This is a genomic window from Xanthomonas bonasiae (assembly GCF_014836395.1).
Taxonomy (GTDB): domain Bacteria; phylum Pseudomonadota; class Gammaproteobacteria; order Xanthomonadales; family Xanthomonadaceae; genus Xanthomonas_A; species Xanthomonas_A bonasiae.
On the sequence record NZ_JACSQX010000009.1, the window covers coordinates 181,118 to 202,083 of the forward strand.

The following is a 20,966-nucleotide window of genomic DNA, read 5'->3' on the forward strand; positions in this document are numbered from 1 at the left end:
CACGCTAAGATCCGTGCGGTGAACACCTATACCCGCCCACGCTGATGTCGTCCGTCCCAGTCGAGTCGCGGGCGAGCTATCTGCAGCAGCAACGGCTGCGGCTGCAGACCCAGTTGCAGCAGGCGCAGGCGCGGCAGGCCGCTGCCGAAACCGAGGTGGAGCGGCATCTGCCGGCGGTGGAACAGGCCGTGGCCACGATCCGCCGCGATTTCGTCGCGCAGGCCGCGCAGGCCGCGAGCGCGGTGCTGCGCCGCGAACGCCGCCGCGCGTGGTGGCCGGCGCTGCTGTTGCGCCCGCTGCTGCCGGACTGGCGCTGGCGGCTGGCGCTACTCGCCTTCCTGCTGCTGGCGCTGCCATGGATGAGCGCGCACTGGCTCGGCGACGCGCGCGGCTATCTGGACTGGTGGCGCCATCTGGGCATGCAGCGCGACACCCTGCAGCTGCTGCAGCGCGTGCTGCCGTCGCTGCTGGCGTATGTGCTGCTGGTGATCGGCGGCGCGCAACTGCTGGCCCGGCATGTCAGCCACGACGAACGCGCGCGGTTGAACGGTTTCGCGCAACGGCCGCTGGCGCTGCTGCAGTTCGCCAGCGACAGCCGCCACGACGCCGCCTTTCCGTACCGCGTCACCCGCGCGCCATGGCCGCTGCGCGAACTGCAGGGCCGCTGGCAGATCGCCGCGGCGCACGGCGACCTGTTCGGCGCACGCATGCTGGCGCTGCACGACGGTGCCGAACCGGAGCCGCAGGTGCAAGCGTTGCTGGTGTTGCCGGACGCGTCCCACGCCGCGGCGCTGATCCCGATCGCCGCCGAGCTGGATGCCGAGGCGCAGGCGCAGCTGCACGCCCTGGCGCTGGCCGTGGCGATGAACGCGGCGGCCGAATCGCAGCCGATCGCCGAGCTGCACCGGCACGTGGACGCGTGGATGGAAGCGCGCAGCCAGCAGCGCATGCTGCAACAGCGGCTGCAGAGCATGGACGCCATCCACCGCCACTGGGCCGACGTGGCGCTGCCCGATAACACCCTGGACCAGATCCTGAAGCTGGTGGACCTGTTCGTGTCCGGGCGCACGCCGGCGCCGAAGGGCATGCTGCTGCACGGACCGCCGGGCACCGGCAAGACCCTGATCGCGCGCAAGCTGGCGCGCCATGCCGGCTGCCATTTCGAAGCGCTGGGCGTGGCCGACCTGAAGGCCGCGCACGTCGGCCACACCGGCCCCAAGGTGCAGGCGATCTGGCAGCGCTGCCGCACCAAGGCGCCGGCGATCCTGTTCATCGACGAATGCGAAAGCGTGTTCGCGCGCCGCGGCGGCGTGGACAGCGACAGCTTCGGCGCCGAGCTGGTGCAGACCTTCCTCGCCGAATGGGACGGCTTCCACGAGGCGCGCGGCCAGGTGCTGGTGATCGGCGCGACCAACCGTCCCGGACTGCTCGACGACGCGGTGATGTCGCGCTTCACCGCCAGCATCGGCATCGGCCTGCCGGATGCCGATGCGCGCGCGCGCATCCTCGGCGGCGAACTGCAACGCGCCGGCTTCGCGCTGGCGCTGGACCCGCGCGTGGTCGCCGACAGCAGCGGTCTGTCCGGCCGCGACCTGCACACGCTGGTGGCGCGGGTCGCCGCCGAGTGCATGGACGGCGAACTCGACGGCGACGCGCTGCTGGCGCAACTGCGCTTGCTGCGCGGCAAGGGGTCCACCCGGGTGACGCCGCTGGACTGGAACGACATCGTGCTGCCGGCACCGGTGATCGAGGAATTCGTCGGCCTGGGCAAGGAACTGCGCAATGCCGAGACGCTGGCCACGCTGGGCGTGCCGGTGCCGCGCGGGATCCTGATGTACGGGCCGCCCGGCACCGGCAAGACCCAGCTCGCGCGGATCCTGGCCAGCCAGTCGGGACTTGCCTTCATCGCCCTGACCGGCGCCGACCTCAAGGCCGCCTACCTGGGCCAGTCGGGCCAGCGCGTGCAGGCCGCGTTCGAGCGCGCCCGCGCGCAGGCGCCGTGCATCGTGTTCGTCGACGAGATCGACATCGTCGCCCCGGCGCGCGGCGCCGACGGCGACGATGCGCTGACCCGCGAGATCGTCGGCCAGCTGCTGCAGGAACTGGACGGCGTCGCCAGCCAGGCCGGGCAGGTATTCCTGCTGGCCGCCAGCAACCATGCCGCGGCGATCGACCCGGCGCTGCTGTCGCGGCTGGACCGGCAGATCGAGATCGGCCTGCCCGACCGCGCCGCACGCAGCGCGATCGTGGCGCGCCTGTTGCACGGCAAACCGCTGGCATTCGACGCAACAGAGGCGGCCACCTGGCTGGCCGAGCGCAGCGAAGGCCGCTCCGGCCGCGACCTGCAGACCTGGATCAGCCGCGCCATGCGCCGCGCCGCGCGCCGCGCCCTGCTGGAAAGCGACGATGCGGCAAGCACCCGGCTGCAATGGCAGGACCTGATCGACACCGCGGATGAGGCGCGGGCATAGCGCGCCGTCCTGTCGCAGCTGAAGCCGCTCCTACAGGAGCAGACATGCGACTGGGCCCAGTGTAGGAGCGGCTTCAGCCGCGACAGATACCATTCGCATCCCGATCGCCCGAGCCGCCCTCACCCCTCCGGCAACATCACCTCGACCCGATAACGGCGCCCCGCCTCGATGCCCTCGATGCGCGCGACGTCCAGCACCTGCCCATCCACGCTGACCTGCGGCGCAACACACCCCGCAGCGCGCTGCATGCGCACCTCCAACACCGCCCCGCGAAACCGGCGCTGCACCGTGGCCTGCCTCCAGTGCGACGGCAACTGCGGGCGCACGCACAGCGCCTCGCCCTCGCCTTTCAGCCCGAACAGGCCCTCGATCAGGCAACGGTACAGCCACGCCGCGGTGCCGGTGTTGAACAACTGGCTGGAACGGCCGGCGGTACGCGGCAGCTCGCGCCAGGCGCCGCGATAATAGTTCGGCACGAACACCGGCAACTGCCCGCGCTGCAGGTAGTCGGCCAGGTCCGGCCCCGGGATCATCGCGCGCAACACGCGCCAGGCACGGTCGGCGTCGCCGATCGCGTACAGCGCATGCAGGTAGAACGCGGCGGCGTGGTTGTAGACCGAACCGTTCTCCGCCGAACCCGGATGCTTCTGCGTGAGCCGGCCAACGTCCTCGCGCATCGCGGTATACGGCGGCGCCAGCATGGTCGGCCCGTACGGCGTGTCCAGCTGCGCATCGACCGCCTGCAGCAGACGCTTGCGCTGCTCCGCATCCGCCGTACCCGCGAGCAGTGCCCAGCTCTGCGGATTGAGATAGATGCGGCCCTCCGCGTCGTCCTTGATGCCGAAACGCACGCCGTCGTCGGTGATGCCGCGCGCATACCAGTCGCCATCCCACAGTTCGCGGTTGACCGCGGCATTGACCTCGTCCGCGCCGGAGCGAAACGCCGCCGCCTGCGCCTGGCGGCCATGACGTTCGCAGAGCGTCGCCCACAGCTGCAGCGCGTAGGCGGTGGCCACCGACAACCAGCCGGACACGCCGCGGCCGCGATAGCCGACCATGTTCATCGGGTCGCACCAATCGCCCTGCGCGATGTAGCTCAGCCCGCGCGCGTCGCGCGCGCCGAGCAACCAGCGCATCGCCGCGTCCAGCCGTCCGGCGACGCTGGCGCCGTGCCCGTCGGCACCGACCACGACCTCGTCGAGCAGCGCCGCATCGCCGGTCTCGTCCAGGTACGCCGACAGGAACACCGGCAGCCACACGCAATGGTCGGTATGCGGCACCTGGTTGATGTACTTCAGCTCTGCGCCCTCGATCAGCAGGATGCCGTCCGGCATCGCGCCGCTGGCTTCCTGCTGCGACAGCGCATGCAGCAGCGCCGCACGTGCGGTCTGCGGGCGCAGGAAGCTCATGCCCATATGGTCCTGCAGAAAGTTGCGGGTCTGCGGATCGGTGGTCAGGCGGTTGACGTCGCCGTGATAGAACACCTGCCGCGGCAGCCAGTGGTTGACCAGGTTGTCCAGGCACGGATCGGGCGTGGCGATGTGCAGGCAGCCGGCCGCCTCGTTCAAATAATCGCCGTACGCAGCCGCCGCTTCGGCGAAGCCGGCAGCGGACAGATAGCGCTGCCGCAGCGCAGCGATCTCCGCATCGTCGCGTGCCGGGCCGAACAGGAAACGCGACGTCTGTTCCTGCTGCGGCTGCAGCGTCAGGCAGTACTGCAAGGCCGCGGTGGGCGTTTCGTAGCGCGCATCGCTGCCGCCCAGCCGCGGCTGCAGCACCGCGCTCGGCGCGTGCAGGCCACCCTCGCCCTCGAATGCCGATTGCCGCGCATCCCACGCATCCGGCGCCAGCTCGTGCAGCAGAAAGGTGCAGTCCTTGAAGTCGCGATTGCGGAAGTAGTCCTCGACCTTCTGGTATGGCGTGACGCTGCGGCAGACGATGCCGCCCAGGTCGGCGCGGTACTCGCCGCTCTGGTGCATCCACGACATGTAGCCGACCGGGAAATACGCATACAGCGCGATCCGCCGCGCGCGCCCGTCCAGATTGCGCACCTGGCACTGCCACAGTTCGACCGTATCATCGACCGGCAACTGCAGGCGCACCTCCACCTCGATCTCGGCGTAACGCACGCACCAGGCGATGTCGCGCTTGCCGACCGAGAAACGGAACGCCTGCGGCGTCGCCCGTACCGGCTCGTACGGCACCGAATAGACCGCACCGCTGTCCTCGTCCTTGAGATAGAAGAAACGCCCGGGATGATGCGCGTAGTACGGCTGCTCCGGCTGCATGAAGGTCCTGGCTTCCAGGTTCGGCGCATGCGCGTACTTGGCCGGCTCCGGTTGCATGAACTGCGCGGTGGCGTAGCCGCGGCAGGTCGCCTGGATCATCATCCGCCGGTTCCACAGGAAGCCGCCGGCATTGGGCAGCGCCGTCGGGCTGTGCAGTTCGTAGCGTTCGCCGTCGGCGCTGGGCGCCAGCAGATCGGTTGCCTCGCGGGATGCCTCATTGCCAACGCTCATGCGCTTGCCTCCTCCGCGGCGCGCTTGCGCACGGCCAGTTCCTGCTGGATACGCAGCAGTGCCGCATCGTCGAGCGGGTAGAACCGCATCGTCCACGCCGCCAGGAACGCGACCGCACCGGGGATCACCGTCAGCAGCAGCACGATACCCAGCTGCGACGCATCGCTCTGCGCCTGGTTGGCCACATAGCCCATGCCCGCCAGCATCCACGCGATACAGGCCGAGGCCAGCGCGCCGCCGAGCTTCTGCGAGAACGTCGCCGCCGAGAACGTCATCGCGGTGGCGCGGCGCCCGGTCTTCCATTCGGTGTAGTCGGCGGTGTCGGCATACATCGAGAACGCCAACGGCGATTTCGGACCCAGCGTCAGGCCGATCAGCAGGTTGATCGCGAACAGCGCCCAGATCGCCTCGCGCGGAATGAAGAACATCGCGCAGCTGAGCACGCCGACCACCGCCATCAGCCACATCATCAGCCGGCGCTTGTCGCACAACCGGGTCAGCAGCGGCGTGCCCGCCGCGCCTACCGCCAGCGCCACCGAATAGCTGCCCAGGAACCAGCCGGTCAGGTCCGGGCGGCCGACGTAGTACTTGAAGTAGTACACGCCGGCGCCGGCGCGCATGACGATGGTGATCATGATGATCAGCGCCAGCGCGAACAGCACCCGCCATGGCGGATTGCGCAGCAGGTCGGCGATGTCCTGCAGCACCGGCGCGCGCGGCTGCGGCAGCGGCTGCACCCGCTCGCGCGTGGTCGCGAACACGATCGCGAACAGCGCCGCCGCGGCGATGCCGTAGACCAGCATCGTGCGTTGCCAGCCCTGCGCATCGTCGCCATTGCCGAACCAGCGCACCATGTCCAGCGTGGCGTAGTTGACCAGCGTGGTGCCGGCGAAGGCGGCGATGAAGCGGAAGCTGATCAGCGTGGTGCGCTGCTGGCTGTCGGCGGTGATCACCCCCGACAGCGCCGAATACGGAATGCTGATCACCGTGTACATCAGCATCATCAAGCCGAAGGTGACGTAGGCCCAGACCAGCCGCCCGCCCTGGCCCAGATCCGGCGTGGTGTAGGCCAGCACGCCGCTGGCGGCCATCGGCAGCGCCGCGAACAGCAGATACGGCCGGAACTTGCCCCAACGCGAGCGGGTGCGGTCGGCGATCGCCCCCATCAGCGGATCGGTGACCGCGTCGACCACCTTGGTCAGCAGGATCATCGTGCCTACGGCCGCCGCCGGCAGGCCCATGGTGTCGGTGTAGAAGATCAGCAGGAACGCGGAGATGTTGGCCCAGTAGAAATTGAAACCCATGTCGCCCATGCCGTAGCCGACCTTCTCGGTCCAGCGCAGCGGGGCATCGGCGCGTTGCGGCGGGGTGGGCATCGGCGATCCTGTCGGTTGGTCATGCGATGATTGGAACAGCGCCAGGCACGTTGCGTTGATCGTGGCGTGCCGACGCTACACCACGCTGCGCGCATCGCCAACGCCGACGCGCGCATCATGCCAAACCCCGTGCAAGGTATAACCGCTCGTGATGGACGCGACATCCCAGAATTCCGTGCCGCAGCGCAGCGAAGCCATCGTCGTGATGGGCATTTCCGGCAGCGGCAAGACCAGCGTCGCGCAGGCGCTGGCCGCGCACTACGGCCTCGTGTTCCTGGACGCGGACGACTTCCACAGCGCCGAGGCCAAGGCGCAGATGGCGCGCGGCGTGCCGCTCACCGATGCGCAGCGCGTGCCGTGGGTGGCGGCGCTGGCGCTGCGCCTGCGCCAATCGGTCGATGCCGGCCAAAGCGTCGTGCTTGCCTTTTCCGGGTTGCGCCGTGTGCACCGGCAGCAGCTGCGCGACAGCGGCGTGCCGATGCGTTTCGTGTTCCTGCATGCGGCCGCGCATGTGATCGCCGAACGCCTGGCACGGCGCAGCGGTCACTTCATGCCGCCGGACCTGTTGCAGAGTCAGATCGATACGTTGGAGCTGCCGCTGGAGGAGCCGGACGTGCTCTCGGTGGACGTGGATGCGCCGTTCGATGCGGTGGTGGCGGATGCGATTGCGCAGCTGGATGCGGTGCCTATCGGTGCGAGCGTCGGCACCGGCTAGTGTGATTCTTCGCCTCGTGCTGTGGCGATCATATCGGGCATCGATGCGGCTTTTACGGTCTCGGGCGATTGACGCGATGACACGTTCGGCAATCCTCATGCGTGTGAAGTTGCCTCAATCGCATTGTCAGCATCGCGGCTGCCATCGGCGGGGCGATCCAGCGCCTGTCGCTGCAGCGACGCACCTGAGCTTTTGTAGGAGGGGCTTTAGCCCCGACAACTTCCCAACTGGAGAGACTTCTCCGCTTCGCTCGTCGCGGCTGAAGCCGCTCCTACAGGGCTCGCGGAGAACTGGGTGTGTGCACTGTGGGAGGGACTTCAGTCCCGACGCCTTACGATCGCCGCAGCTACGCGGCAACTACGCCGCTTCAATCATCGCGGTCGAGGTGGCCCCTATAATGAATTGGCGGGCAGTTCACATGACGCACTTTTGGGAGAGGGGCAGCACGGCCACCATTTTTGTCGCGGCCACTCCAACGCTTCGTTCGTCGCGACTGAAGTCGCTCCCATAAGGAGCCTGCGGCTTGCTCGCTGGGCGCACGGTGGGAGGGAGGGCTTCAGCCCCGACTCGTGCAGGTCACGGTAACGCTGCCGCTTCGCTCGTCGCGGCTGAAGCCGCTCCTACAGCGGTTCGCGGGATGCTGGCTTGTGCACTGTGGGAGGGACTTCAGTCCCGACGCCTTTGATCGCGGCCACGCCATCGCACCGCGAGCGTTACGCCTGTGGATGAGGTCCCTCGCTACTCAGCCTTTGCGCACAACCTTGCGCTTCGTTCCCGACGATGACGGCCCCGATACGTTCGGATCGCCAGGCACATACCAACGCCACAACGCCTCCGTAGCCTTGCTGATTCCGATGCGCGGCGTGGCGACCGGATCCGCAGGTGGAGGCGTGCCATCCTCACCCAGCCACAGGCGCGAGCTGGCCTGGGTCAGATCCAGCCCGTTGTCCGCACCCGAAGCACCAAACGCCTTTGCCAGCCGGCCGGGCCCGCAGGTGAGATCGGCGATACGTCCCGCGCCGCGCGCCAGCTGCATCGCCTCGATTCCTGCGACCGGCGCCAGCGCACGGATCAGCACCGCATGCCCGGGCGCACCGCCGCACACCGCGTTGAGCGCCCAATGCATGCCGTAGATGAAGTAGACGTAGAGATGGCCGGGCGGCCCGAACATCACCTGCGTGCGCGGGGTCATGCCGCGGAACGAATGTGCCGCCGGATCCTCGGCGCCGCAGTACGCTTCGACCTCGACGATGCGACCGCAGCGGCCGTCGTCGGCGATCAGCAGCTTGTTCAACAGCTGCGGCGCCACCAGGCGCGCGTCGCGGGCGTAGAACGTGCGCGGCAGCGGTGTCGGCAACATCGCCACAACCTACCGGGACGCCCGTGAAGAACGTTGCGGCGCGTGCAGATCAGCATGCGCGCCGAAACACGCGGATCGTAGCGCGCGCACCACGGCACCGCCTGGCCGGCGACGGGCCACCGCGCATGGCGCCGCACCCGGATGCACGCTGCTCCATCCAAATGCCGCGCGCCGCACTCCGGCCGCCGGCATCACTGTGGAGCACCAAGCCCGGCACTTGCCGGGCACGGCCTTACTCATTCCGCAGGCAACCGCAGCTCCTGCAGCAGCTGCGGCGCCGGATACACCTTCGCCAGCAACCAACGCAGGTAGCGCATGTCCACATGGATCGCACGCTTGTAGCGTGGGTCGTACCACCAGCTGGCGCTGACCGCCTCCCAGTTGCTGTCGAAGTTCAACCCGATCAGCTCGCCGCGCGCGTTGAGCACCGGCGATCCGGAATTGCCGCCGGTCGTATCCAGATTGGTCAGGAAATTCACTGGCTGCGTCTTCAGCTGCGCATCCGCGGTGCTGCCGAAGTCGCCCTTGGCGATCGCCGCGAGCAGCGGCTTGGGCGCATCGAACGGCACCTGCCCCGTGTTCTTCTCGACGATGCCGGCCACCGTGGTCACCGGCGCGAAGCTCACCGCATCGCGCGGCGCCAACGGCTCGACCCGGCCATAGCTGATCCGCAACGTGCTGTTGGCATCCGGATACACCGCCCGCCCCTGCTGCTTGCGCCAGGCGAACAGCGCACGCATGTAGGCCGGACGCAGGCGCAACTGCTCGCCCTCGCGCGCCTTGCGCTCGTTCTCCAGGCGCAGCTGCGCCGGCACCAGCGCCGCGGCCAACGCCATCAGCGGATCGGCCGCCACCGGCTTGGCCTCGCGCGCGGCGGCGAGGCGCGACAGGCGCTCGGCCTCCTCGCCCAGTCTGGTCCCGGCGTAGAGCTTGTCCAAGGCCTGCTGCAACTGCGCCTGCGTGCGCCCGAACGCCGCGTCGAATTCAGGCACGCGCTGCGCATCGGGCAATTGCTGGTAGCGGGTCAGCAGGGCGCTCAGCAGCGCCTTCTCCACCGCAGGCGAATAGCGCCGCTGCACTTGCTTCAGCGTGCCCTCGATCAGCGCCTGGTCGCGCTGTTGGTAGCCGCTTTCGCGCTGCTCGTCGGGTTTGGCCGACTCCAAACGCAGCCGCTCCAGCGTCAACGCCGAGCGCAACAGCTGGGTCTGGGTCCCGATCAAGGTCAGCAGCAAATCGCGCTCGCGCAGCGCCGATGCCTCAGCCAACAGAGACTGTAAGGCCGCGATGTCGCGCGCATCGTCGCCATGCGTGGCGGCGAGCATCCCGCGCTCGTCCTCGCCGCGCAGCCGCACGGCATCGCTGCGCCGCATGCCTTCCAGCTCGCCGGCCGCACGCTTGCGATTGTTCTTCAGCGACTGCAGCTGCGCCGCATAGCGCGTGCGCGCCTCCGCATCCGCCTTGCCCGCCGCCTCGATGACCGCGATCATCTGGTCATACACCTCCACCCGCTGCGGCAGCGTCCAGTTCACCTGCTCGTCGAACTCCGCCGCCGTGCGATGCCGATAGGTGATGCCCGGATAGCCGGCCAGCATCGCGAAGTCTCCGGCCTTCGGCCCCTGCGTGGCGATCTGCAGATGCGCCGGCGGCTGATAGGGCACATTGTCGGCGCTGTAGTCGGCCGGCTTGCCGTCCTTGCCGACGTAGGCGCGCAGCAAGGTGAAGTCGCCGCTGTGCCGTGGCCACATGAAATTGTCGATTTCGTCGCCATAGTTGCCGATCGCCCGCGGCGGCGCATACACCAGGCGCACGTCGCGCAGCTCCAGCTGGCGGATCCGGTAGAAGTCGGTGCCGTAATACATATTGGCCACGCTGCAGCGCACCCCGCCCTCGCGCTCGCAATCGGCCACGATGCGCTTGCTCGCCGCATCCACCGCATCGAAGTAGGCGCGCCCGGTCTTGCCCTTGGCCGGCCCCAGCACCGCGTCGGTGACCTTGTCGAAACCCACCGTCACCAGCACCCGGAAATCCGGATTGGCCGCGCGCTCGTCGCCGCGGTCCTTGGCGATGAAACCATGCTCGATCAGGTTCTCTTTGGCCGAGGTGTTGTACTGGATCACCCCATAGGCCACATGGTGGTTGGTCAGCAGCAAGCCCTCGCCCGACACGAACGCCCCGGTCCCGCCCCCGACCTTCACCACCGCACTCAACGGCGGCTGCGTCACTGCCGCCAGATCGCGCGGGTCCCCACGAAAGCCAGCGTCGCGCAACGGCTTGGCCAGCTCCGGCAACTGCGACGGCATCCACATGCCTTCGTCGGCATGGGCGGTCGCGGTGAGGGCGAGGCCCAGGGTGAGCGAGGCGGCGAGAGTGCTGGGTGCTGGCATGCAGTTGATTCGCTACAAGTCGAGTCCCAACCTTAGCCGGCCACTGCGCGTGTAGCAATCTGCGCACACCCTTGCCGCGCCAGCACCGGACCTGAAGCAGAGCCCGGTCCGGAACTGTCGCCCCCGCACAAGGTCAGCTCGCCGACTCGGGCACCTGGCCGGCCGATTCCGCGGTGGCGCGAGCCTTGGCCCATGCCGCCTCGGCTGCGGCAAGCGTATCGAAATGCTTGAACGACACATCGCCCTTGTAGCTTCGCGGACCCTTGCGAATCGCCAGGATGGCGGCATCGCGGTCCAGGCGCAGGGTGGTCAGGTTGCGTGCGTTGCCGAGCTGCAGGCGCTCGATCCGCGCGTCGCCACGTTGCCCATGCCAGAGCAGGGCGGCGTCGACGATATCGCGCGCGAGGGCATCCAGCAGGGTGTCCACCAGCGCTTGACGCAGCGCATCGCCTACCGAGATGTCGTCCAGGTCTTCGCCTTCATCGCTGTCGGCCGGCACTATCTGCCGGGACACCTCATCGGTATCGCCCAACAGCCACTGCGGCGCGCCCTGCGCGTCGACCACCAGCGGCTGCCGCGAGGCCACCGGCGTGGCGGCCAGCACTTCGGCCGGGGACAGCAGCCGCATGCCCTGCTCGGAATAGCGCCAGCCGATCGAGGCATGCTGTTGCCACAGCGCCACCAGCGCATCGGGCAGGGGATGCGCGCGGGCTTGCGCCAGAGCCGCGATGTCCACCTGCGCGGCGGGGCCATCGCAACGCGACTCCAGCGCGGCGCCAGCCGGCTGCAGCGCATGGGCGGCCAGATAACCGGCCAGGCCTTCCAGCGTCTGCGCCACGGCCTGGGCAAGCGTGTCGGCTTGCTGGTGGCGCAGGTACTCGAATCCCTCCAGCAACGGCAGGTCCTGCGGTCGCTTGTCGACGTCCAGGTATTCGATGCTGCAGGTGTAACCGCCGGCGCGGCGCGCGTCCACTTCCAGCGCGTCCATCGCCGCAATGGCGTGCGCGCCCACCAGGCAAGTGTCGCTGGGGTCGTCCCATGCGTTGTAGCGCAGGTACAGCGAGTGAAGGTTTTCCCGGCGCGGATCGGCCAGGGAGCGAGCGATTGCGCCATGGCCCGGCCGATACCAGGGGTCGCTGGCCACGAATCCCTGCGGCGGGTGGGCGGCGATGCTGTCCAGCAGGCGCGCTGCGTCGTCCGCCGTAGCGCAGCGGATGGCGATGCGCACCTGGCCGAGGCCTGCCTTGCCGTGTACCGCACTGATCGCCGCGCCGAGGCGGGTCCAGTCGTACAGCGCCTCGCCGCGCCACAAGGTCAGTCGCGCGGAAACATCCACGGCGTCGTGGAAGACGTCCGGCCCGATGGCCTGCTCCGCGTGCGCCTCGAAAGGCGGCGTGGCCAGGCCGTAGCCATCGAAGTAGTGCACGTCCCCGCGCACGTCCTGGAACAGCGTGGCGCCGGTGTCGGGATGGCTGAACCACAGGAAGGCCACGTCGGCCCCGGCCAGCTCGCCCAGTGCCTTCGGGGCAAGCCCGGTGACGGGCACGCCCTTGCCGCGTGCCTTCTGCAGCCGTGACAGCAACGCAGTCTGTTGTTGCTCTCCCTTGCCATCCAGCGCATTGCGCAACTTGGCCTGCAAATCGCTGTCGGCGAACGGATCGAACACGGTAGTGGTGTGCGCTCCCACCTGATAGGCGGTGGCGTCGATCGCACTCGCGGCCGGATAGAGGGTGCGCACCTGCGCGTACTTCTTCAGCGACAGGGCCGCAACGCAGCCCTTCAGCAGCACATATTTGCGCAGCCCACGCTCGGCTGCGTCCTCCGGTAGCGGCCAGGCCAGCACCAGCTCGGCGACGTCCAGCGTTTCGCTGTGGCGGCTTTCCCAGCCGTGACTTGCGCAGTACAGGGCCGCCGCGGCGATGGACGGCTGCTCACGCAGGCGCTCCAGGATCTGGTCATGCAATGCCGGCGTCCAGCACTTGTGCACTGCCAAACACAGGCCGCGCGGGAAGCCCTTCTCGTCCCACAGGCGCGAGAACAGGTAGGCGGTGTTGCCTGGTGCCTGTGGGCCCATGTAGCCCAGACTCCCGTACAGCGTATCGAGCACTTCCTTGTGCGCATGTTCGCCACGCTGCATCGCGGCCGACGCGTCTTCCAGCGCGATGCGGATCGTGTCGGCCATGTCCGCCGAGGTCATTGCTTCCAGCACGCGCTTCGCCGGGTAGTCGTCGCTGCCATCCGGCGCGAGCGCCGCCGCGCGGGCCTGCACGCGGGCCAAGGCCCAGTGGAACAGACGCTGGCGCTGGACCGTGTCCAGCACCTCCCGCAGGCGCTTAATGGCCTCACCGACCCGATCGGTCAGCACGCTTTTCACCGGTGCGTCCTGCAACAGCGTCATCAGCGGCTCGAACAGGCGCGCGTCGCCCCAGAACCCCTGCAGGCCCGCAAGGATGGCGTCGACCCGTTCATCGGCGTCCAATTCGGCGAGATAGTCGCCGGCCGGCGGCTCGCCGATCATCGCTACCAGCATGGGGACCAGCGCGTCGCCGGCATCGGTGACGCTGCGGCACAGTTCCGGCAACAGGGACGTCTGCAGTGCGCCGCTCAGCTGCGGCAGGGCGCGCTGCACCAGCGCGAGCCGCGTCGGCAGCGTGCTGTCGAGCAGATGGCGGATTGCCCATCGCCGCTCATCATCGTCGTCCGCCAGGTCCGGACGGCGCGCCAGCCGCATCGCCATCGCATCGCGCGTGGCCGGTGCGGCCTGGGCGACGCCCTCGGCGAAGCTGGGAGCATCCCAGATGGTGAGCAGGTCCTCGGCCAGGCGACGATTCTGGGCCAGCGCCTCGGCACTGAGCGACGGTTCCTCGTCGCCAAGCAACCGTTGCGCATGCTCGGCCAGGTCCAGCACGCGCAGCATCAGGTCGTCCCATGCCAGCAGCGGCTGTACGACGGCCAGCAGCGCACGACCGTCGCCGATGGCCTGGTGAATCGGGTTCAGGAGGATGGTGATGACCTGCCAATCCACGGTCGTTGACGCGGCGAGCAATCGCGTGGCGGTGTCCGCAGCCGCGCCCGCATCCTGGCCCAGGCGCAGTTGCATGCGCGCACGCAGGGCCCATGTCGCCGGCGCATCGGTGTCGCTGATGCGATCCAGCACTTGCAGGGTGGTGGCCGGGTCCAGCGCGTCGGGATCGCGTTCCAGCGCGCTGTCGATATGATCCAGAACCATCGCGCCGACGGACTTGGGCGATACCGCAAGCGCCCGCAGCCGCTGCGCAACCGGCGCCTTGGTGTCGATCTGCGCCCAGACCAGCATGCGTGCGCGGCGGTGGCGGAAATCCGGAACGACCGGCAGGTCCGCGTCGTCGGCCATCGCCCCGAAGGTGTCCACGAACGCGCGCAGCAATGGCGTCTCCACCCCGGCGACCTGCTCCAGCACCTGCGCAAGCCGTGCATCCTGGCCGAGCAGGCGCGTGTGCAGCAGCCAGTAGATGGCCAGGTGCACATCCCCGCGCATCGCAGGCAGCGCCCTGTCGAATTCGCGTTGTTCGTCTTCCTTGGTGGGGAAGGTGCTCAGATAGTGGTTGAACGCCTCGGCACCCAGCGCATCCGGACCCTGCAAGGGATGGCCCTGGTCGTCGCAGGATGGCTGCGAAAGCGCCTGCATCAGCCATTGGTAGCGCGTAAGCAGATTGGCGCTGACGAAGTCCTGCGGAGAAGGCGTCCATGCGTACTCGTGCAACAACTCCGCCTCCGCATCCTCCCTGTCGTCGCCCACCTCCCAATCGTCGAGTTCGTCCAACTCCAGTTCTTTTTCCCACATCTGCGCACGGAAGGCCCGGTAATCGGCCAGGCTGGCGAAACGCGGCTCCACCTGACGGGTCTCGTGGTCCTGCCACCACACCTGGCCGCCTCCTCGCAGATCCAGCAGGGTGTAGTTGTCGCCCGCGTCGTCCAGCACGACAAAGCCGGAAAGCGTCTTGTCGATGCCGCCGAAGTACCGCGGATTGTTGCCCAGGTGCGCCTGGACCAGATCGGGGACATCCAGCGCGGCGAAATCGGAGGTGATCGCCGCAACGATCTGCTCGGTAAGCGGGAGCGCATAGAAGCGCGAATAGGAAGAAATCAAGTCCACGGTGCCATCCATGTCTACGTAGGAAAGGTGCAGCAAGGCCCGGCACTTCCATCCAGGCCTGCAGATCGAGTGTCGTGCCCAAGGCCCGCTACCGGCCGACGAGTTTACAAGATGTCATCGTGGTAGCGCGCTGGAGAACTTTGTGTCCGCAGGCAGCAGCTGGCGCAACGATCCGCTTCGGCGGCATTGCCGCGCGAGCAAGAAGGCTTGCAAAGATGAAAGACGAAAGCCTACTTCTCCTTCCGCCAATTAAGCGACCCACGATTCTCCACCGTGCTCGATTCCACCTCCGCGTCGAAACCGCGGCCGAGCAGGTATTTCAGGGTCAAGACCGAACCGCTGCCGATCAGCGACACGCCATAGCTGACGTAGAGTTTCGGCGAGAGATATTTGCCGAAGCCGACCACCGAGCCGCCGAGGGTGCGCGACTGGCTGACGCCGGCGTCGTCGAAGCCGAGCTTGGCACCGAGTTGCGAGGCGAGGATGCCGCTGCCGGCGGACAGCGCACTGGCCGCGGCGGTGACCTGGTCGGCTTCGTCGCTGCTGGCGTTGCTGAGGCTGCGGCCGAGTACCAGATACGACATCGCTTCGGATTGCGACATCGACGGGTCCGACCACACGTCGGCGCGCGGGGCGGTGGCGCGGCCGGTGACGTCGATGCCGGCGGTGACGTCGCCGACCTTGCGTTGCGCGCGCATGTTGATGCGCGGGTCGGAGACGATGTTGTTGCTCCAGGTCAGCTGGCCGCGGGTGATGGTCAGGTCCTGGCCGTAGGCCTTGTACTGGCCGCTGACATCCAGGCCGCCGGTGGCGGTCATCTCGCGGCCCTGGCGCGAGCGCACCTGCATGGCGCCGGTCAGCGCACCCTTCAGGCCGAAGCCGGCCATCTTGACCTGGTCGCCAAGCACCACGCGCAGGTCCATCTCCAGCGGCGAACTCGGCGCTTCCTCGGGGTCGGCCGGATCCAGCACCACCACGTCCTCGGACACCGAGGTGCCGCGGTCGAGCCGCTCCAGGTCGATATCTGCCGACGGCACGGTGACCTGACCGTTCAATTTCATGGTCTTGTTGGCGATGCCGAACTGCAGGTCGGGGTTGGCCACCGCGCGCAGTTCGGCGGTATTGGACACCAGCACGTTGGTGCCGCGGATATTCAACTGCAACGGCGTGGTGTCGCCGTACCAGGACAGGCCGCCGTCGACATTGAGCGTGCCTTCGCCGGATTTGACCGAGGCCACGATGCGCGCCGAGCCATCCGGCTGCGCGTCGAAGCGGCCCTTGCCTTCGCTCAGGGTCAGGCCCAGCGCCGGCAGTTCGCCGGTGAAGTCGCTGAGCGTGGCGTTGCCGCCCATCGACGGCTGCGAGCGCGTGCCGCGCAGGCTGACGTGGCCTTCGACCAGGCCCTTGGGCCGCACCAGATCGGGCGAAAACAGCTCCATCCAGTACAGCCGCGACATGTTCATGTAGATCTCGCCGGTCAGCGGCGCGTACGCATCCCAGCCGGTGTCCACGGTGGCGTCGATGAAGCCGTCGCCCTTGAAGCCGACGCCGAGCTTGGAGTGGATGTGCTGGGCGGTGAAGTCGGTGACGAAACTGAACTGGTCGTAGCGCACCAGTTCGCCGCGCGCGTTGTCGCCCAGGCGCAGGCCGCCTTCCGGCGAGGCCAGCCGCAGCGATCCCTGCCAGGCGTTGCCGGCCGGCTTGAAGCTGCCGTCGAGGGTGAGTTCGCCGCGCAGATACATCTTGCGGCCGCTGTTGGGCGGCAGCCACGGCTGCACCAGCGACAGCGGCAGCGCGTCGCCGCGCACGGTCAGGCCCTGCTTGGGCCAGTTGGCGGCCAGGCACAGCGCGCCGCCACCGTTCGCGCCAAGGCAGGTGTCGGACAGGGTGAAGGCGCTACCGGCGATGGCGAAGCTGGCCGGCTGCCGCAACTGCCACGGCTCGCCCTTGGCCGGCGCGACCCGCAGCGTACTCAACCCACCCTGCCAGCGCGCACCGTCGCGGCGCAATTGCCCGGCGAAGGCGAGCGCGCCCATGTCGTTGTGGGTGTCGGCATCGAGCTGCAGGTTTTCCACCGCGCCGCGCGCATCCACGCGCACTGTCTCGAGCACCACGCCGGCGCTGATCGCGCTGCCGCGCAGCGCCAGTTCGCCGCCACTGCCGCGCCACGGCAGGCGCCCGCGCAGGCTGACGCTGTCGGCGCCGTAGCTGTCCCACTTCAGGCCGTTGCCGGTGAGGTCGGCGGTGAGGTCGGGCGCATCGCGGCGGCCCTTGACCTGCACGCTGCCGCGCAGGCTGCCGGTGGCGCCGGGCAGCAAATCGGCCAACTGCAGCGGCTGCAGTTGCGCCTCGATGTCGAGCTGGTCGCCGACCTTGCCCTGCGCCTGCACACGGCTGTCGCCCAGCGCCAGTTGCAGCTTGCCTTCGCCCTGCTCGCCCTGCAGCGCGAACTTGCCGTTGGCATCGAGCGGGCGGCTGCGCAGCTTGCCGTTCAAGCGCGGCACGTCGAGGCTGGCCTGGTAGCCGGCGGCGCTGCCGTCGGCATGCGCCGGCAACTGTTTGCCCTTGGAGGCGAACTGGCCGGACAGGTTGCCGTCCCAGCCCGGCGCGAAATAGCCGGGATCGAAGCCGGCCAGCTTGGCGTTCACATCCCAACTCAATTCCGGTACCCAGGCCACTTCGCCGCCGAGGTCGAGCGTGCCGCTGGGCATCTTCGCCTGCACCTGCTTGAGCTGCGCGCGCTGGTCGTCGCCGCGCACATCGAGGTGCAGTTCGGCGCTGTCCTTGCCGCGCGATACGGTGGCTTCACCATAGGTGGCCCACTGTTTCAGCGTGCCGGCCAGGCCGAGATTGGCGTCGACCAGTTTGATCGGCACGGCCGGCGCATCCGGTGTGGACGGATCCGGCGCAGTGGCGAAATTCAGGCCGCTGGCGTTGACCGAGAAGCGGAACGTGGCGTTGTTCGGATCGCGGAAGTCGGCGGTGCCGCGCAGCCGCGCCTGGCCGTCGAAGGCGCGCAGTTGCAGCGGCGCGACGGTGAGCACCTGGTTGTCCAGGCGCACGTTGGACGGGTCCAGCGTGACCTTCTGTTCGCCGTACGCGAGCTGGCCCTGCAACTTGGCATCGCCGCCCTTGCCCGATGCGCTCAGGTCGAACGCCAGCGGTTCGCTGGCGGGGGCCGCGGCGTCGCCGGGCGGCACGAACAGCGACGGGTCCAGCGCCTTGCTGCTGGCAGCGAACTGCCAGGTGGGATCGGTGCGACCGGTGAACACCAACGTGATGCGCAGCGGCGCCGGCGCATTGCCGGCGATCGCCACTTCCATCTTGTCCAGGTTGCCGCGCGCGATCAGGCCCAGCCGCGCCGGCGTGCGTCCGCGCGCAGCCGGCAATACCGCACTCGCGGTGAGATTGGCCTTGTAGTCCTGCGCCGGCACGTAATCGCCATCGACGCGGAAGTCGCCGCGGTCACTGGTCACGACCAGGCGCTTCGCGCGAAATTCGCCGTTGGCCACTTCGATGCCGCCACTCAGCGTGTGGATATCGATCATCGGCTGCTGCGCCTGGGTGATGCGCAGTCCGTTGATCAGGATGCGATCGGCCTGCAGCGCCAGCGGCACTTCGATCTGCGGCAGCGACTGCGGCCAGCTCGGCAGTGCGAACGGCTCGTCGCTCTTGGCCAGGTTGAGCGTGGCGTTCTTCAGTTGCAGCGTATCGAGTTGCAGCTTGCGCCCGAGCAGCGGGCGGATGTCCGGATCCAGATAGGCGCGCTCGGCGGTGAAGTGGATCTGGTCGTAGCGGAAATCCAGGTTGTACAGGATCAGCGGGCCGGCCAGCGGGCCCTCGGCGCGCTCCCAGGTCAGCGAGGATCCGGCCGGCAGCCGCGCCACCACCTGCGCCAGCAGCACGTCGCGCCCGGCCACCGTCTGCAGCAGCCAGTACACCGCCAGCAAGGCCAGCAAACCCAGCCCGGCGATGGTCAGTCCCGAACCCCACCAGAAGCGCTTGCGCCGGTAGAAGCGCGGGCGCCGCGGCGGCGTCGCGGGCGTGGCGGGGCCGGTCGCGCTCACAGGTTGGCTCCGATGTTGAGGTAGAGCTGGAACTGCGAGTCCGGATCATTCAAGCCGTGCGCGATGTCCACCCGCACCGGTCCCACCGGCGAGCGCCAGCGCACGCCGAAACCGACGCCGGTGTGCCAGTCCGGGGTATCGTCGAACGCGCTGCCGCTGTCGACGAACACCGCGCCGCCCCACGGGCCGCCCTTGAAGTAGTGCTCGTATTCGGCGCTACCGGTGAGCACGTGCTTGGCGCCGAGCGCGAAGCGGTCCGGCTTGGGGGTGCGCGGGCCGACTTCGCGGAACGCGTAGCCGCGAATGCTGTTGTCGCCACCGGCGAAGAAGCGCAGGCTCGGCGGCATCGCCACCAGCGCGTTGGTCCAGGTGCTGCCGGCTTCGCCACGCAGGAGCAGGCGGCTGTTCTCGCCCAGTCCCTGGAACCAGCTCAGGCGCATGTGCGCCTGGGTGAAGCTGGCGTCCGAGCCCAGCCCTTCGGCGCCGGCACGCAGGCTGAGGTTGCCGCTGAAGCCCTTGCGCGGGAACACCTTGTCGTCCACGCCCACGTAGTCGGCTTCGATCTGCGGATAGACCAGCGTGGAATACTGGTACAGCGCGTTGTCGAACACCTCGTCGGTGGCGTAGCGCCAGCGCTCGCGCAGCGCATTGAGCGAGGCGATCGCGGTCCAGTGCTCGTTGATCTCGCCGCTGCGGCTGCCGGTGAGCTTGAGGTTGCGCAGGTCGATGTAGTCGGTCTGCTCGTCGTAGGCGCGCATCGAGGCGGTGTACCAGCCGTCGAGCCAGCGGAACGCCGGCACCCGGTAGCTGGTGATCAGGCTCTTGCGCTTCTGCGCGTAGTCCAGCTGGGTGCTGAGCTTGTGCCCGCGCGCGTTGACGTAGCGGCGGTCCACGCCCAGGCGCACGCCGGCGCCGCTCTCGCTGCCGTAGCTGATGCCGCTGGTGTAGATGCTGCGCTTGGCGCGGGTCAGGTTCACATCGACCGGCACGTTGCCGTCGGCGTCGGCCTCTTCGGGCTTGGGCTGGATGTCGACGGTGCTGAAATAGTCCAGCTTGACCAGCGACTCGCGCAGCCGGTCGAGCTTGCCCTCGTGGTAGTAGCTGCCTTCGTCCCAGTACACCAGCGGATCGAACAGGTCCTGGTTGAAATAGTCCTGGTGGAAGCGGATCGCGCCCATGTTGTAGCGGCGCCCGCTGTCCCAGCTCAGGTCGATGTCGGCGGCATGGTCGGCGCGGGTCACCTCCACCCGGCGCTGGGTGAAGTCGGCATCGAAGTAGCCGCGCTCGGCCAGGCGCCGGGTGATGGTGACCTTGCTGGTCTCGTAGGTGGTGTGGTCGAAGACCTCGTCGGCCTTGGGATGGAACTTCTGCAGGTCCTCGCCCAGGTAGCTGTCGTCCTCGGCCGGCCCGGTGATGCCCACATGGAAGTTGCGTACCCGCACCGGCTCGCCCTTGTCCACGTGCAGGGTGACGGTCAGCTTGTCGTCGTTGCGCGGCGCCTCGACGGTGATGGTCGGGGTGTAGTAGCCGAACGGCTCCAGCGCCTGCCGGGTCTGCCGCTCGGCCTGGCTCAGCAGGTACTCCAGGCGCGATTCGCCCTGGACCTTGCCGATGGCCTGGTACAGCGACAGCGAGACTTCGATGTTCTCGATCATCGCCGCGTCGTCGTCCTTGTCCAGGCCTTGTATCTGGACTTTTTCAATCGTGCCGCGCGCCTGGACGAGGCCGGCCAGCGACAGCAAGGACAAGAGCAGGGCGAGGCGGGGGATGGATCGCATGGGCGCCAGAATACCGACACACCGTGTGAAGCTGTTAACTAGACGTTGGCTTGCATCTGTCGGCAAGGTCGCGTAAGCGCTTGGTGGGAGGTCGTTACCGCGGTCCTGTGCGGCATCGGCGACCGCGTCGGCGGCGGCATCCCGTGTCGTTGCGGCATGAT

At 68.4% G+C, this 20,966-nt stretch carries 9 protein-coding genes; 2 read left to right on the forward strand and 7 right to left on the reverse strand.

What is annotated here, in order from left to right:
- Positions 1 to 44: 44 nt before the first annotated feature.
- Positions 45 to 2,471 (forward strand): AAA family ATPase, encoded by a 2,427-nt coding sequence (locus H9658_RS15955; protein ID WP_191826082.1) that lies wholly within the window; start codon positions 45 to 47, stop codon positions 2,469 to 2,471.
- A 119-nt stretch (positions 2,472 to 2,590) separates the two neighbouring features.
- On the opposite strand, the gene H9658_RS15960 is transcribed toward H9658_RS15955, so the two are convergent.
- Together H9658_RS15960 and H9658_RS15965 are read right to left on the reverse strand one after the other, a co-directional pair.
- Positions 2,591 to 4,990, reverse strand: a complete 2,400-nt coding sequence (locus H9658_RS15960) for a GH36-type glycosyl hydrolase domain-containing protein (protein ID WP_191826083.1) — start codon at positions 4,988 to 4,990, stop codon at positions 2,591 to 2,593.
- Positions 4,987 to 6,366: an MFS transporter gene (locus tag H9658_RS15965; RefSeq protein WP_191826084.1), complete on the reverse strand. Its 1,380-nt coding sequence runs from the start codon at positions 6,364 to 6,366 to the stop codon at positions 4,987 to 4,989. Before H9658_RS15965 ends, H9658_RS15960 begins: the two co-directional genes overlap by 4 nt.
- A gap of 151 nt (positions 6,367 to 6,517) precedes the next feature.
- Between H9658_RS15965 and H9658_RS15970 the strand changes: the two genes are divergently transcribed.
- Positions 6,518 to 7,081 (forward strand): gluconokinase, encoded by a 564-nt coding sequence (locus H9658_RS15970; RefSeq protein WP_191826085.1) that lies wholly within the window; start codon positions 6,518 to 6,520, stop codon positions 7,079 to 7,081.
- 742 nt (positions 7,082 to 7,823) lie between these two features.
- Here the strand turns inward: H9658_RS15970 and H9658_RS15975 are convergent.
- The 5 genes from H9658_RS15975 to H9658_RS15995 form a co-directional block, all read right to left on the reverse strand.
- Complete coding sequence (locus H9658_RS15975) at positions 7,824 to 8,441, reverse strand: DNA-3-methyladenine glycosylase (protein WP_191826086.1); 618 nt, start codon at positions 8,439 to 8,441, stop codon at positions 7,824 to 7,826.
- 236 nt (positions 8,442 to 8,677) lie between these two features.
- Positions 8,678 to 10,825 (reverse strand): S46 family peptidase, encoded by a 2,148-nt coding sequence (locus tag H9658_RS15980; protein WP_191826087.1) that lies wholly within the window; start codon positions 10,823 to 10,825, stop codon positions 8,678 to 8,680.
- A 133-nt stretch (positions 10,826 to 10,958) separates the two neighbouring features.
- Positions 10,959 to 14,996, reverse strand: coding sequence for a hypothetical protein (locus H9658_RS15985; protein WP_191826088.1), 4,038 nt, complete (start codon positions 14,994 to 14,996; stop codon positions 10,959 to 10,961).
- Positions 14,997 to 15,190: 194 nt separating this feature from the next.
- Complete coding sequence (locus H9658_RS15990; RefSeq protein WP_191826089.1) at positions 15,191 to 19,027, reverse strand: translocation/assembly module TamB domain-containing protein; 3,837 nt, start codon at positions 19,025 to 19,027, stop codon at positions 15,191 to 15,193.
- The gene (locus H9658_RS15995; RefSeq protein WP_191826090.1) at positions 19,024 to 20,805 is read right to left on the reverse strand and encodes an autotransporter assembly complex protein TamA; all 1,782 of its coding nucleotides are present in this window, start codon (positions 20,803 to 20,805) and stop codon (positions 19,024 to 19,026) included. The genes H9658_RS15990 and H9658_RS15995 overlap by 4 nt, the downstream gene beginning before the upstream one ends.
- Positions 20,806 to 20,966: the final 161 nt, after the last annotated feature.